This window comes from Poseidonocella sp. HB161398 (assembly GCF_005870025.1).
Lineage (GTDB): Bacteria > Pseudomonadota > Alphaproteobacteria > Rhodobacterales > Rhodobacteraceae > Mangrovicoccus.
The window spans coordinates 60849-75746 of record NZ_VATA01000010.1; the positions used below are offsets into that span (position 1 = coordinate 60849).

Here is a 14898-nt window from a genome sequence, read left to right on the forward strand (position 1 = left end):
GGAAAGCCCGCGGCCGTTCCGGGGCGGAAAGACACCGGAGCGCGCGGGCACTTGATTACATTTTCTCCATTCTGTAACTCACGATTGCCGGATCGTCAAGATGCCGGTTCCCGAAGGACAGGCGGCATGCCCAGAACAGGACTGACCCCGGAAGCGGCCCGCCAGCGCGCCGTCGAAATCGCTGTGGAGCGGATCCGCGCCCACGGCTTCGCAAAGCTGCGCCTCGCCGATGTCGCGCGCGAGATGGGGGTGAGCCATGCCGCGCTCTACGGTCATTTCCGCGACAAGGCGGCGCTTCTCGACGCCGTCACCGAAAGCTGGCTCGCGGAGGCGCGCAGCCGCACCGCCGCGATCTGCGCCGGGCCAGAACCGGCCGCGGAGCGGATCGAGGCCTGGTTCCTCGAGCGCTACCGGCTGAAAAGCGCCCGCGCCCGCTCCGACCCCGAGATCTTCTTCGGCTACAACGAGGCGACCTGCGGCGCGCGGCCGGTGATCCAGGCACATCTGGAGCGGATGACGGACGAGCTGGCCGGGCTTCTCGCCGAGGCCGGGCTGGGCGGCGCGGCGGAGGCGGTCCTGCTCGAGGAGGCGCTGACCGCCTTCCTGCATCCCTCGCTGATCACCAGCGGCCCCGAGGCCGGCCGCGCCGCAGACCTCACCCGGCTCCTGCGGATCGTCCTGGCCGGGCTGGCAGCCACAGCCGGGGAGCACGGCTAGCCTCCGGCGCGGCCCGCGGCCCCGGGGCCGGTGAAGGCGCGCGGGCATGCCGCCCCACTCAGCCTCTCTGCGCGGATCGGCAAGCGGGATTCAGGACGGGAATCCCGCGGGTTAGGTCCGCATCGCGCCGAAGCCCGCCCGTCCCCGCTGCCGCACGGCGATTTGGCCGAGGCGCAATGCCTCGGCGAGACGACGTGGTTCTCTTTCGATCTGGTTCGGTCCCCGGTTGGTGTGGCCAGCGCGATGATCCCGGGACCCGTTCCGAAACCGCCATCCAGGCCTGACGGGTTGGCGACCCCGACCCGGCGGCGCTGCGCCAGGCCAGCGCGGAGAGGCCGTCACCGTCGGACTCGCGCGTCCTGCATTGAGAAACTTGCCATGGCGGCAGCCGGTCTGGTCAGGACTGTCCTTCGACTGCACGGAGCGGAGGCCTTGCGACGAAGCGCGTGCCCCGGATCCGCGTCCCGCGGTTCATGTCCCGGATCGCGCCCCGCAAGATCGCGCTGGGGCATGCGCGACATCCCATCGCCGGGCCCGGAACCTGTCGGCTTCGGGCCGCGGCCTGCGCCTGATCCCGCCGGCATGCGTGCCGCCTTCCGTCAAGCCCCACCGCGCGGCGGTTCCCGGAGCAGGTCACAAACCGAAGCCGCCGGGCGGATGCGAATGGCGGCGGAGCCATTGCCGAGGCCGCCGCGGGACCGCCGATGCGGACCGCGCCGGTGAGGACAGCGGGTCGGGACAGCCTCGAGACGGGGATCAGGACGGGGGTGCAAGTGGCGCTGGCCATGCCCTTGCGCAGCCGTGACCTGCGGGTCGCGCAGTGACCCCGGCTGGCGCAGGCGCTGCGGGCCCGCTCGACCTCCTCGCGGACAGCACCAGCATCAAGTTCCCGGGCGAATGAAGAGGGACCGTGGCGCCGGTGGCGCCGCGAAAGCCCGGTGAATGAATGGCTGGCCAGGAAGCGCGGCACCCACCGTCGTCGCCAGTACCCCAAGGTCCATCCGGCGATGGACACAAGCACCGGTGACATCCGGGCGGTGGAACTCACCTCCAGCCGAGAGGGCGACAGCCCGGTTCTGCCGAACCTTCTGGACCAGGTCCCCGCGGACGAGGAAATCGGCACCGTTACCAGAGAGTTGCCAGTGGATGCGCCGTCGCCCATCGGGCTCGGACCGATGGCGCCGCGATGGGCAACTCCGGGCACCGCCGGCGACGCCTTCGACACCCGCCGGTGCCTTGCGGCGATCCTGGCGCGCGGAGGCACGGCGGTCATTCCCGTCCAGAAAAACGGCCGGCTCTGGCAGGCGGACTGCCCTACTGCGCTGGCGCGCAACGCCATCCTGCGGGCCACCCGGCGGCTCGACCGCGTTCGCCGGACTTTCGCGGCGCCACTGGCGCCACGGTTCCGGCTCGCTCTGGAAGCGGTGGGCCGGCGGCCACGTCCGGAGCGGGATCGAGGCCAGGATGACGAACCTCAAATCCTTCGGCGAACGGATCGCTTCAAGGGAGCCCGACCGACAGACCGCCAAAATCCACATCCGGATTGCCCTTGTGAACCGCTTCAACGCCCTCGGCAGCGCCGAGATCGAGCGCGTGGCCTGACCCTAGCTGGGGAAAGGAGCATCACGCCCCGACGCAGACTTCTGCAACAATGCCGATCCAGACCGTGGATCAGAAGAACCTTGCGCTGGAGGCGCAGAAGAAGCTTCTCGCGGGCGAGATCAAGGCGCGACAGCAACGGAACGTTGTCGAGGCCAAGGCCTTCTCCGAGCGTTTGCAGGCCGCTGTTGCCCGCTATCACGCCAACGCCATCACCAGCCTGAAGATGATCCAGGAACTGATCGACATGGCCAAGGACGTGAAGGCAGCGACGCAGCGTGGCGACGATCCGGGGCTGAGCCAAGAGGAGCTGGAGTTCCATGACGCCTTGGCAGAGAACCGAAGCGCGATGAATGTTCTGGGGAACGAGGAGTTGCGCAAGATCGCCCAAGTCCTGGTCGAGCAGCTTCAGCAGAACGTCACCGTTGACTGGCAGCGCAAGGAATGCGCCCGCGCAAAGTTGCGGGTACGCGTCCGGCGGATACTGAAGAGATGCGAATACCCGCCGGATCTGGCGCCCGCTGCCATCAACTTGGTTCTGAGCCAGGCCGAAACGCTTTTGCGACGGAAAGCGCCCTGGCTTGCGGTCTCGTTAGGGCCTGCGGGCGGCTGGAGGAGAGCACCTCCGCTAGCCCGCAATCCGGGATGGCGCGATGACCCTGAGACACCTCTCCACGCCGGCGGTTATCGCCTCTGGCTCTGGATCGGCGGAAAGCGCCCCTCAGCCGCACCGCCCCTCACCGCCTCAAGCAGCTGGTCGGCCAGCGTATCGGCAAGCAGCTCGAGTAGACGTTCTTCTTGACCAAATCCCTGCCTGCCATCGGGGTCCTCCTCACGACAGAGCCTTGCGCCGGATCATGTGCCCAGCCGCACACTTTGCAAGCATGCTCCAGATATGGAAAGGGCGCCCAATGGGCGCCCTACATGTAGATTCCGGAAAAACTAGCCTTCCGCGGGAAAAACTCAGGTAACTCCTACAGCGCCGGCGCCTCAGGCGAGGCTGCCGTGGCAGTGCTTGAACTTCTTGCCCGAGCCGCAGGGGCAGAGATCGTTGCGGCCGGGATTGCCCCAGGTCGCGGGATCGGTCTCGTCGAAGCCATCGACGGCGGCCGGAGAGGGCTCCTCGGCCGGAGCGGGCGCGGCGGCGGCTTCCTCGGCTGCCGGTTCCGGCGCCTTCACGCCCTGCTGCGCCAGGAACTGCTTCAGCATCGCCTGCTGCTCTTCCTGGCTCAGCGGACGCACCGCGCCGAGCTTGGCCGTCACTTCAGACCGCAGCCCGTCGAGCAGCCCTTCGAAGAGCTGGAAGGCCTCGTTCTTGTACTCGTTCAGCGGATCGCGCTGCGCATAGCCGCGGAAGCCCACGACCGAGCGCAGGTGGTCCAGTGTCAGCAGATGCTCGCGCCACTTGGCGTCGATGGTCTGCAGCAGCACCTGCTTCTCGATGTTGCGCATGTTGTCGACGCCGAAATCGGTCGCCTTCTTGGCCATCAGCGAGTCCGAGGCCTCTTCGAGCCGCTCGCGGATCACCTCGGCATCGACGCCGTCCTCGTCGACCCAGGCCATGACCGGCGCGTCGACGCCCAGCTTCTCGATGGCGGCGGCATAGAGCCCCTCGCCGTCCCACTGGTCGTGATAGGTCTTCGGCGGGATGTAGGTGTCGACCAGATCCTCGACCACGTCATGGCGCATGTCGCGGGTGATCTCGGAAACGTCCTGGGTCTCCATGATCTCGCGGCGCTGGCTGAAAATGACCTTCCGCTGGTCGTTCATCACGTCGTCGAATTTCAGGAGCTGCTTGCGGATGTCGAAGTTGCGCGCCTCGACCTTCGCCTGCGCCCGCTCGAGCGACTTGTTGACCATCGGATGGACGATCGCCTCGCCCTCCTTCATGCCCAGCCGCTGCAGCATCTTGTCCAGCCGGTCGCCGCCGAAGATGCGCATCAGGTCGTCTTCCAGGCTGAGGAAGAAGGCCGAGCGTCCCGGGTCGCCCTGGCGGCCCGAACGGCCGCGCAGCTGGTTGTCGATGCGGCGGCTCTCGTGCCGCTCGGTGGCCAGGACAAAGAGGCCGCCGGCCTGCTTCACCGCTTCCTCGTCGGTCTTGTGCTGCTCCTCGATGGAGCCGCGGATCTCGTCGGGATGGCGGTCCGGATCGGCGGCGATCGCCTCCATGATCTTGAACTCGACATTGCCGCCCAGCTTGATGTCGGTGCCGCGGCCCGCCATGTTCGTGGCGATGGTCACGGCGCCGAGCTTGCCGGCATCGGCGACGATCTGCGCCTCCTGCTCGTGCTGGCGGGCGTTCAGCACGTTGTGCTGGATGCCTTCCGAGCCCAGGAGCTGGCTGAGGAATTCGGATTTCTCGATCGAGGTGGTGCCGACCAGGACCGGCTGGCCCTTCTCGTGCGCCTTCTTGATCTCCTCGACGATGGCGGCGTATTTCTCGCGGCCGGTGCGGAACACCTGGTCATGGTCGTCGATCCGCGCGATCGGGCGGTTGGTCGGGACCTCGACGACGCCGAGCTTGTAGATCTCGTCGAATTCGTCGGCCTCGGTGGCCGCGGTGCCGGTCATGCCGGCCAGCCTCTCGTAGAGGCGGAAGTAGTTCTGGAAGGTGACCGAGGCCAGCGTCGTGTTCTCGGGCTGGATCTTGACGCCTTCCTTGGCCTCGATGGCCTGGTGCAGCCCGTCCGACAGCCGCCGCCCGACCATCATCCGGCCGGTGAATTCGTCGATCAGCACGACCTGGTCGTCGCGGACGATATAGTCCTTGTCCCGGGTGAAGAGCACATGCGCCTTCAGCCCCTGGGTGACATGGTGCACCAGCGTGGTGGATTCCGGATCGTACAGCGTCTGCCCCTCGGGCAGCAGCCCGGCCGCCTGCAGCCGGCGCTCGATGAACTCGTTGCCTTCCTCGTTGAAGGTCACGTTCCGCTGCTTCTCGTCCAGCGTGTAGTGCTCGGGCGTCAGCTCGGGGATGAAGGTGTCGATCGTGCGGTAGAGCTCGGAACGGTCCTGCGCCGGGCCCGAGATGATCAGCGGCGTGCGCGCCTCGTCGATCAGGATCGAGTCCACCTCGTCGACGATCGCGAAATAGTGTCCGCGCTGCGCCATCTGGTCGAGCGAGGACTTCATGTTGTCGCGCAGGTAGTCGAAGCCCAGCTCGTTGTTGGTCGCGTAGGTGATGTCCGCCTTGTAGGCGTCCTTCTTCTCCGGCTCGGGCTGCTGGGGATAGACCACGCCGGTGGTCATGCCGAGCGCGGTATAGACATTCGACATCCATTCCGCGTCGCGCCGGGCGAGGTAGTCATTGACGGTGACGATATGCACCGGCTTGCCGGTCAGCGCGTTCAGATAGGCCGGGAAGGTGGCGACCAGGGTCTTGCCCTCGCCGGTCTTCATCTCGGCGATATTGCCCTGGTGCAGGAAGATGCCGCCCAGAAGCTGCGTGTCGAAGGCCCGCAGCCCCAGCGCGCGGCGCGCAGCCTCGCGGCAGTTGGCGAAGGCTTCGGGCAGCAGCGCGTCGAGGCTCTCGCCCTTGGCGACGCGCTCGCGGAATTCGGCGGTCTTGGCGATCAGCCCGGCATCGTCGAGCTTCTCGAACTCGGGTTCCAGGGCGTTGACCTTCGCCACGAGGGGACGCGTTGCCTTGACTTTCCGGTCGTTCGGGGTCCCGAAGACCTTCTTCGCAATCGTTCCAATGCCCAGCACGTCTCTCTCCGCTTCGCTTGCGCGTCCTGACCCGTTCTTGAACGGCGGCGCCTTGCCGCCCCCGGCGGCACATCCTATGAAGCGGTCAGATGCTGCCCCCGTCGTCTGGGTCTCCAGCGATGTAAGGGGCAGGTCTGAGAGTGTCAACGCCGCCGGACGCGCACAATCCTTGGAAGGAACGCCCCGTGAAGCTCAACTCCCGTCTTCTCCTGACCACCGCCGCTGCCATCGGACTTGCCTCTGCAGTTGCGGCCCAGGAGGCCCCGGCCCCTGAACTCCCCGGTTTCGACACGGTCGTCGCCACGGTGAACGGAGCCGACATCACTGCGGGCGAAGTCATGCTGATGCGGTCGCGGCTGCCGCAGCAATACCAGCAGATGCCCGATGACCAGCTCTTCGACACGCTGCTCGACCAGATGGTCAGCCAGCAGCTTCTGGCCGGCGAGATGAAGGACCATCCGCCGATCGTCGCCGCCGCCGTCGCCAACGAGGAGCGCACGCTGGTCTCGGGCCTGGTGCTGCAGGACGTCGCCAACGCCGCCGTCACCGACGAGGCGCTGCAGGAGCTCTATGACGCAACCTATGCGAATGCAGAGCCGAGCCGCGAATACCACGCCGCCCACATCCTCGTGGAAACCGAGGAAGAGGCCCAGGCCATCGTCGACCAGCTCAATGACGGCGCCGATTTCGCCGAGCTGGCCAAGGAGAAGTCGACCGGCCCGTCCGGCCCGAATGGCGGCGATCTCGGCTGGTTCGGCGCCGGCATGATGGTGCCCGAATTCGAGCAGGCCGTGACCGAACTTGAGCCCGGCACGATCTCCGCTCCGGTGCAGACCCAGTTCGGCTGGCATGTCATCAAGCTGGAAGAGACCCGGCTCTCCGACGCGCCCGCGCTCGACGACGTGCGCGACGAGCTGACCCAGACGCTGCAGCGCAAGGCCGTCGAGGCCAAGATCGACCAGCTGACCGACGGCGCCGAGATCGAGCGCAAGAGCTCGTCCGACGTCGATGCCAGCTTCATGTCCGATCCCGATTTCGTGAAGTGACACGCTGATGCGCAAAGCCCAGTTCCGGCGCGACCAGCGCGCCCTGACCCGCGCCCGCATCCAGCGCCGCCTGGCGGGCAAGCCCGCCCAGGCAGCGCCGGCCGCGCCGCTGGTCTCCCCGCTCGCTCCGGCGGGCGGGTTTCCCGAACTGCCCGCGATCGCCGGGCTGGAGCTCTCCTCCGTGGCTGCGGGGGTGAAATACAAGGGCCGTCCCGACGTGATGATGGCGCGGCTGGCCCCGGGATCGGTGATCGCCGGGGTGACCACGCGCTCTTCGACCCGCTCGGCGCCGGTGCTCGACTGCGAGGCCAAGCTGGCCGCGGTCGAGGCGCCGGAGGCCGGGGCGGCCTTCCTCGTGAATGCCGGCAACTCGAACGCCTTCACCGGCGGGCGCGGGCTGGAATCCGTCGAGGCGGTGACCGCCGCGGTGGCCCAGGTGCTGGATCTGCCGCAATCGCGGATCTTCACCTCCTCCACCGGGGTGATCGGCCAGCCGCTGCCGCATGACCGCATCATCGCGGCGCTCGGCACCCTGGCCGGCGATCTCTCGCCCGAAGGCTGGACCGGCGCGGCGCGGGCGATCATGACCACCGACACCTTCCCCAAGGGCTCGGTGGAGACCGCGCAGCTTGCGGGCGGCAAGGTCACCGTGGCGGGCTTCGCCAAGGGCTCCGGCATGATCGCGCCCGACATGGGCACGATGCTGGTCTACATCTTCACCGACGCGAAGATCTCGCAGCCGGCGCTGACCGCGATGCTGCGCCGCCTGACCGACCGCAGCTTCAACAGCATCACGGTCGACAGCGACACCTCCACCTCGGACACGCTGCTGGTCGGCGCGACCGGCCAGGGGGCCGAGGTCACGGACGCGGACGAGGCGGCCTTCGAGGCGGCGCTCGGCGCGGTGATGACCGATCTGGCGCTGCAGGTGGTGCGCGACGGCGAAGGGGCCACGAAGCTCCTCGAGGTCCGCGTGACCGGCGCCGAAAGCGACGCGGATGCCCGCAAGGTCGCGCTCGCCATCGCCAATTCGCCGCTGGTGAAGACCGCGGTGGCCGGCGAGGATCCGAACTGGGGCCGCATCGTCATGGCCGTCGGCAAGTCCGGCGCCAGGGCGGACCGCGACCTGCTGTCGATCCGCTTCGGCGACATCCTGGTGGCCGAGAACGGCTGGGTGGCGCCGAGCTATACCGAAGAGGCGGGCGCCAGCTACATGACGCAGGCAGAGCTGGTGGTGACCACCGATCTCGGCCTGGGCGCGGGCAGCTCGACCGTCTGGACCTGCGATCTCACGCACCGCTACATCTCGATCAACGCGGATTACCGGTCGTGAAGATGGTCCTGGTCTCCGCCGTCGTCCTCGTCGATGCCGACGGGCGCGTGCTGGTCGCACAGCGCCCCGAAGGCAAGGCGTTGGCGGGACTGTGGGAATTCCCGGGCGGCAAGGTCGAGCCCGGGGAGACCCCCGAAGCAGCCCTGATCCGCGAGCTCCAGGAGGAGCTCGGGATCGACACCCAGGCCTCCTGCCTGGCCCCGCTGACCTTCGCCAGCCACAGCTACGAGCATTTCCACCTGCTGATGCCGACCTTCATCTGCCGCCGCTGGAACGGCACGCCCACGGGGCGCGAAGGCCAGGCGATGAAATGGGTGCGTCCGGCGCAGCTGCGCGATCTGGAGATGCCCGAGGCGGACCTCCCCCTGATCCCGGTGATCCGCGACTGGGTCTGAGCGTGATTCGGCAGTGTTAGCGCTGCCGTCAATGCTGCATGTGCGAAAAATCCCGCAGCCTACCCAGTAAGATACATTGAGCTATACAATTGGACAGGTTTGCATAACATTTCTACCTCATTTGCTTGCAAAATAGGCCAATGTGACACCCCGATGACGCTTTTCTTAGTGAAATCCCAAGGGAGATTAATTAAATCTGGGATCAAGGACACCACCAACAACATGACTCCGGGGGGAACCAGCCATGCTCAAGACCATCACTGTGGGAAGCCACATCTCCGTCCAGGGCACTTTCGTCAAAGCCCTCGCCAACGGCCGCATCATCGTGCGCGTTGGCCCGCGGACCTTCGAAGGCACGCCGGTCTGATCACCAGCCACACTGTTTTCAGACCACGCACCGGCAGGGCCGAGCGATCCATCGCTCGGCCCTTTCATTTTGTCGGCTGCCCCTGAACACCCCCTGCCCCGGCACCGCATCCCCGAAACGGAAACGGGCGCCCGAAGGCGCCCGTCCGAATTCTGGTCTGCCGGTCCTCAGGAGAGGGTCCGGGTGACTTCCTCGCGCTCGAAGATCTCGATGACATCGCCCTCGCGGACATCGTCATAGGCTTCGAAGGCCATGCCGCATTCCTGGCCCGACTGGACCTCGGACACTTCGTCCTTGAAGCGCTTCAGCGTCTTCAGCGTGCCCTCGTGGATCACGACGTTGTCGCGCAGCAGGCGGACGCCTGCCGAACGGCGCGCCACGCCCTCGGTGACCAGGCAGCCGGCGACCTTGCCGATGCCGGTGACCTTGAAGACCTGCCGGATTTCCGCGTAGCCGATGAAGTTCTCGCGGATCTCGTTCGACAGCAGGCCCGAGGCCGCCGCTTTCACGTCATCCACCAGATCGTAGATCACCGAGTAGTAGCGGATCTCCACGCCCTTCTGGTTCGCGGCGTTCCGTGCCGGAGCGTTGGCCCGGACGTTGAAGCCGAAGACCGGCGCACCGGAGGCTTCCGCCAGGCCGATATCCGACTCGGTGATCGCGCCGACACCCGAATGCAGCACGCGCACGCGGACCTCGTCGTTGCCGATCTTCTCCATCGCCTGGACGATCGCCTCGGCAGAGCCCTGCACGTCGGCCTTCACCAGGATGGGCAGCTCGGCGACATTCTCGTCCGCCTTGGCCTTCGCCATGAGCTGTTCCAGCGTGGTGGCGGCCCCGGCAGCGGCGCGCTTGTCCTTGGCGGCCTGCTCGCGGTAATCCGCGATCTCGCGCGCCTGCGCCTCGGTCTCGACCACGTTCAGAACGTCGCCCGCTTCCGGCGTGCCGTTCAGGCCCAGGACCTCGACCGGCTCGGACGGACCGGCCGACTTGACCCGCTCGCCCTTGTCGTTGATCAGCGCGCGGACCTTGCCCCACTGTTCGCCGACGACGAAGATGTCGCCCTGCTTCAGCGTGCCGTTCTGCACCAGGACGGTCGCGACCGGGCCGCGGCCGACATCCAGCTGCGCCTCGATCACGGCACCGCTTGCGGCGCGGTCGGGGTTGGCCTTCAGTTCCAGGATCTCGGACTGCAGCGCGATCGCGTCGAGCAGCTCGTCGAGCCCGAGGCCGGTCTTGGCCGAAACCTCGACATCCTGCACTTCGCCCGACATGGCCTCGACGACCACCTCGTGCTGCAGCAGAGCCGTGCGGACCTTCATCGGGTCGGCTTCCGGCTTGTCGATCTTGTTGATCGCCACGATCATCGGCACGCCCGCCGCCTTGGCATGGGCGATGGCCTCGACCGTCTGCGGCATGACCGCGTCATCCGCCGCGACAACCAGGACCACGATATCCGTCACCTGGGCACCACGTGCCCGCATCGAGGTGAAGGCCGCGTGGCCGGGCGTGTCGAGGAAGGTGATCAGCTGGCCGCCATCGGTGCGCACCTGGTAGGCGCCGATATGCTGGGTGATCCCGCCGGCCTCGCCCGCAACCACCTTGGCGTTGCGAATCGCGTCCAGCAGAGAGGTCTTGCCGTGGTCGACATGGCCCATGATGGTCACGACCGGCGCGCGCGGCTGCAGGTCCTCTTCCTTGTCGTCGACCGTATGGATGACGTCCTCGACATCGGAGTCGGAGACCCGGACCACCTTGTGGCCGAATTCCTCGATCAGCAGTTCCGCGGTGTCGGCGTCGATCGACTGGTTCTGGGTCGCCATGATGCCGTTCTGCATCAGCGCCTTGACCACGTCGGCCACGCGTTCCGCCATGCGGTTGGCCAGCTCCTGGACCACGATGGTCTCGGGCAGCTGGACGTCGCGCACGATCTTCTCGCGGCTGTCGCCCATGCCGACCTGCTTGCGGCGCTCGCGTTCCTGCTTGCGGCGCATCGCGGCCAGCGACCGGCCGCGGTTCTCGCCGCCGCCGTTCAGGGCCTGGTTGAGCGTCAGCTTGCCGGAACGGCGGTTGTCGTCGCGGCCGCGCTTCTTGCCTGCGCTGTCGCGGTCGCCGTCGGTCTTGCCCTTGCGGGGGGTCGGCACGCCGGATTTGGTCGGCACGGCACGCTCGGCACGGCCTGCATCGGCGGCGCCCGGAGCGGGAGCCTGCTCGGCAGCGGTCGCAGCGGCCTTCTCCGCGCGCTTCGCAGCGGCGGCATCTTCCTTGGCCTTCTTGGCGGCTTCCTCGGCCTCGCGCTTCTTGCGCTCGTCCTCTTCGGCCTTGGCCTTCAGCGCTTCTTCGCGCTCGCGCTCTTCGCGCTCCTTGGCCTCGATCTCCGCCCGGCGGCGCTCGCGCTCGTCGGCGCGGCGCTTCTCTTCCTCGGCGCGTTCGCGGGCGTCGTCAGCCTCGCGGGCCTTCGCAGCCTGCAGCGCACGCAGGCGGCGTTCCATCTCCGCATCGGAGATCCCGGCAGGACGTCGGGACGGGTCGCCACCGGCTGCGCCGCCGCCGGACTTGTTCCCCCCGGGCTTCGGGACCACCACGCGCTTGCGCTTGGTTTCGACCACGACATTCTTCGTCCGGCCGTGGCTGAAGCTCTGCTTCACCTGACCGGAACGAGGACCACCACCGCGGACACCCAGAGTTTTCTTACCGTCGCTATCGCTCATAAAGCCGTTCATTCCTTCCCGGGGGCCGAATTACCCCCGTCCTGCGGGCGCAGGCCCGCCAAACGTGACGCTTCCTCTACAACACGGCGGGCGAGTCCACCAGCGGCAAGCGCACCGTGCACGACATTTTCCCGGCCAAACGCCAGACCAAGCTCCGCGCCCGAGAGCACGGAAATTAACGTATCCGGCCCATTCGGCGGCCGGAGCTTCGACTTTCCCCGCTCCGAGCCGTCGCAAGCCTGGAGCAGCACAACCGCCTCGCCGTTATCCAGCCAGGCCTTGACCTTTTCGTAGCCGGCCACCGCCCCGCCCGCCTTGCGGGCAAGCGCGACCAGCGTGACCAGCCGCTGCGCGAGACCGGCCTCGACCATCGCGGGGAGGTCGGCCGGCGCCTGCAGCTGGCATTTGGCGGCGCGGCTGAAGAGCTTCTTCTTCACCGCCAGCTCGATCGCTGCCCGATCGGCCGCGACCCACATTCCCCGCCCCGGCAGCTTCTCCGCCAGGTCCGGGACCACTTCGCCGCCGGGACCGGCCACGAACCGGACCAGCCCCGCCTTCGGCCCCGACGCGCCCGTTGCCAGGCAGCGCCGTTCGGGCCCGTCCGTCTCGGCCTTCCGTCCGCCCCGGCTCATGACTTGCGCCTCCGGGCCGTCTCTCAGGCCTCGTCCTCTTCGGCGACCTCGGCCTCGACTTCGGCCAGCTCGTCCTCGTCTTCCTCGGCAGCGGCTTCCAGTTCGGCCGGATCGACCCAGCCCAGCTGGACGCGCGCGTTCATGACCAGGGTCTGGGCTTCTTCCAGGCTGACATCATAGGGCTCGAGCAGGCCTTCGTCCTTGACGCGCTTGCCGTCCACCGTGGTCCAGCCACCGGCCAGCTCCCAGTCGGCGCAGGTGGCGAAATCCTCGAGCGACTTCACGCCGTCTTTCGCCAGTGCCTCGATCATCTGGGGAGTCAGGCCCTCGAAGTCAACCAGGCTGTCCTCGACTCCCAGCGCGCGGGCATTCTCCAGCGCCTTGCGATTCAGCTCTTCGATATGGTCGCGGGCACGCGCCTGAAGCTCCTCGGCGGTGCTGTCGTCGACCCCGTCGATCACCAGCAGCTCGTCGAGATCGACATAGGCGACCTCCTCGAGATTGGTGAAACCTTCCGAGACCAGCAGCTGCGCGAAGAACTCGTCCACGTCCAGCGTGTCCATGAAGAGCTGCGTGCGCTGCGCGAATTCGGCCTGGCGGCGCTCGCTCTCCTGGCTTTCCGTCATGATGTCGATATCGAGACCGGTCAGCTGGCTGGCGAGGCGCACGTTCTGGCCGCGGCGGCCGATGGCCAGGCTGAGCTGCTCGTCGGGGACGACGACCTCGATCCGCTCGGCTTCCTCGTCAAGCACCACTTTCGACACTTCGGCCGGCTGCAGCGCGTTGACCAGGAAGGTCGGCTGGTCCTCGTTCCACGGGATGATGTCGATCTTCTCGCCCTGCAGCTCGTTGACGACGGCCTGGACGCGGCTGCCGCGCATGCCGACGCAGGCGCCGACCGGGTCGATCGAGCTGTCATAGGAGATCACGGCGATCTTCGCGCGCGATCCCGGATCGCGGGCCACGGCCTTGATCTCGATGATGCCGTCGTAGATTTCCGGCACTTCCATCTTGAACAGCTCGGCCATGAATTCCGGCGCGGTGCGGCTGAGGAAGATCTGCGGGCCGCGCGGCTCGCGGCGCACGTCCTTGATGAAGACGCGGATGCGGTCGTTCGGGCGGTAGCTCTCGCGGCCGATCTTCTCGTTGCGGCGCAGCACGGCTTCGCCGCGGCCGATATCGACGATGATGTTGCCGTATTCCTCGCGGCGGACGATGCCGTTGATGATCGTGCCCGCGCGGTCCTTGAATTCCTCGTACTGGCGGTCGCGCTCGGCTTCGCGCACCTTCTGCAGGATGACCTGCTTGGCGGATTGCGCGGCGATGCGGCCCAGCTCGACCGGGGGAACCTCGTCGATGATCTCGTCGCCGACCTGCGGATCGGCGCGGTACTGCTTGGCCTGGTCGACGGTCAGCTCGGCCTGGTAGTTCTCCAGTTCCTCGTCCTCGACCACCGTGCGCACGCGCGAGAAGGTGGCGACGCCGGTGCGGCGGTCGATCTTGACGCGGATATCCATCTCGGCGCCATAGCGGGACTTGGCAGCGCGCGCGAGGCTCTCTTCCATGGCCTCGATCACGAGGCCCGGATCGATCATCTTCTCGCGGGCCACGGCCTCTGCGGTCTGCAGAAGCTCCAGCTGGTTCGCTGCGGTAATCGCCATGGGGATCAGTCCTCCTCGGTCACGGCCGCCGGGTCGCCGGCGCTATCTGTGACGATCTCGTCGAATTCGTCTTCGTTGATGATGCCGGCTGCCTTGCGCTGGCGCAGCATCTCGGTGATCAGCTCGTCGGTCAGCACCAGCTTGGCATCGCTGAGCCACTCGAATTTCAGTCCGATCGTGACCGGCTCGGTCCCGGCGGCGCCGCCCTGCGGCGGCAGCGTCAGCAGGACCTCGTCCTCCTCGACCCCGGCCAGCTCTCCGCGGAAGCGGCGGCGGCCGTCGATCATCTCGGTGGTCTCGATCTTCGCTTCGTAGCCGGCCCAGGTGTCGAAATCCTTCAGCCGCGTCAGCGGCCGGTCGATGCCGGGGCTCGAGACTTCCAGCGTATAGGCCTCGTCCAGGGGATCCTCGACATCGAGCGCGGCCGAGACCGCCGTCGAGATCTTGGCGCAGTCATCGACCTCGATCCCGCCCTCGGGACGGTCGGCCATGATCTGCAGCGTATGGGTCTTGCCCCCCATCAGGCGGATGCGGACAAGCTCGTAGCCGAGATCGGCAATAACCGGCTCGACGATCTCCGCCATGCGGCGGTCGATAGGGGCCTTCGCGATCAGATCCGACACGGGAGAACTCCAGGGGTTTCAGGACGCACAAAAAAACGGGCCAGCGGCCCGTTGCGTAGTTCGGTGGAGCACCTCTCCGGAAAGGAAACAGCGCGCCGCTTGCGCT

The 14898-nt window shown here is 67.3% G+C and carries 11 protein-coding genes and 1 pseudogene; 7 read left to right on the forward strand and 5 right to left on the reverse strand.

Features of this window, described 5'->3' with window-relative positions; translation table 11 throughout:
- The first annotated feature begins 126 nt into the window (after positions 1-126).
- From FGX59_RS10310 to FGX59_RS10320, 3 genes and pseudogenes are all read left to right on the forward strand, one after another.
- A complete protein-coding gene (locus FGX59_RS10310) occupies positions 127-717 on the forward strand; it encodes a TetR/AcrR family transcriptional regulator (RefSeq protein WP_138466451.1) in 591 nt (196 codons plus the stop codon).
- A gap of 841 nt (positions 718-1558) precedes the next feature.
- Positions 1559-2319: pseudogene (locus tag FGX59_RS10315) on the forward strand (transposase); the annotation flags it as partial.
- Between the two features lie 49 nt (positions 2320-2368).
- A complete protein-coding gene (locus tag FGX59_RS10320; RefSeq protein WP_138466452.1) occupies positions 2369-3118 on the forward strand; it encodes a DUF3387 domain-containing protein in 750 nt (249 codons plus the stop codon).
- Positions 3119-3306: 188 nt separating this feature from the next.
- Here FGX59_RS10320 and secA read toward each other — a convergent pair whose 3' ends face one another.
- Positions 3307-6024: a preprotein translocase subunit SecA gene (secA, locus tag FGX59_RS10325; protein ID WP_138466453.1), complete on the reverse strand. Its 2718-nt coding sequence runs from the start codon at positions 6022-6024 to the stop codon at positions 3307-3309.
- Between the two features lie 185 nt (positions 6025-6209).
- Here secA and FGX59_RS10330 point away from each other — a divergent pair, with 185 nt between their 5' ends.
- The 4 genes from FGX59_RS10330 to FGX59_RS39290 all read left to right on the forward strand — a co-directional run bounded on the left by FGX59_RS10330 (position 6210) and on the right by FGX59_RS39290 (position 9165).
- Entirely contained in the window at positions 6210-7070 is an 861-nt protein-coding gene (locus FGX59_RS10330) for a peptidylprolyl isomerase (protein ID WP_138466454.1), read from the forward strand.
- A 7-nt stretch (positions 7071-7077) separates the two neighbouring features.
- The gene (argJ, locus tag FGX59_RS10335; protein WP_138466455.1) at positions 7078-8403 is read left to right on the forward strand and encodes a bifunctional glutamate N-acetyltransferase/amino-acid acetyltransferase ArgJ; all 1326 of its coding nucleotides are present in this window, start codon (positions 7078-7080) and stop codon (positions 8401-8403) included.
- The gene (gene mutT, locus FGX59_RS10340) at positions 8400-8798 is read left to right on the forward strand and encodes an 8-oxo-dGTP diphosphatase MutT (RefSeq protein ID WP_138466456.1); all 399 of its coding nucleotides are present in this window, start codon (positions 8400-8402) and stop codon (positions 8796-8798) included. Before argJ ends, mutT begins: the two co-directional genes overlap by 4 nt.
- Before the next feature lie 244 nt (positions 8799-9042).
- Positions 9043-9165, forward strand: a complete 123-nt coding sequence (locus FGX59_RS39290) for a hypothetical protein (RefSeq protein WP_255471568.1) — start codon at positions 9043-9045, stop codon at positions 9163-9165.
- Between the two features lie 167 nt (positions 9166-9332).
- Here FGX59_RS39290 and infB read toward each other — a convergent pair whose 3' ends face one another.
- From infB to rimP, 4 genes are read right to left on the reverse strand one after another with little or no spacing between them, the layout of a single operon-like run.
- Positions 9333-11876: a translation initiation factor IF-2 gene (infB, locus tag FGX59_RS10345; RefSeq protein ID WP_138466457.1), complete on the reverse strand. Its 2544-nt coding sequence runs from the start codon at positions 11874-11876 to the stop codon at positions 9333-9335.
- An 8-nt stretch (positions 11877-11884) separates the two neighbouring features.
- A complete protein-coding gene (locus FGX59_RS10350) occupies positions 11885-12508 on the reverse strand; it encodes an RNA-binding protein (RefSeq protein WP_138466458.1) in 624 nt (207 codons plus the stop codon).
- A 23-nt stretch (positions 12509-12531) separates the two neighbouring features.
- Complete coding sequence (gene nusA / locus FGX59_RS10355) at positions 12532-14169, reverse strand: transcription termination factor NusA (RefSeq protein ID WP_138466459.1); 1638 nt, start codon at positions 14167-14169, stop codon at positions 12532-12534.
- 5 nt (positions 14170-14174) lie between these two features.
- Positions 14175-14792 (reverse strand): ribosome maturation factor RimP, encoded by a 618-nt coding sequence (gene rimP / locus FGX59_RS10360; RefSeq protein ID WP_138466460.1) that lies wholly within the window; start codon positions 14790-14792, stop codon positions 14175-14177.
- Positions 14793-14898: the final 106 nt, after the last annotated feature.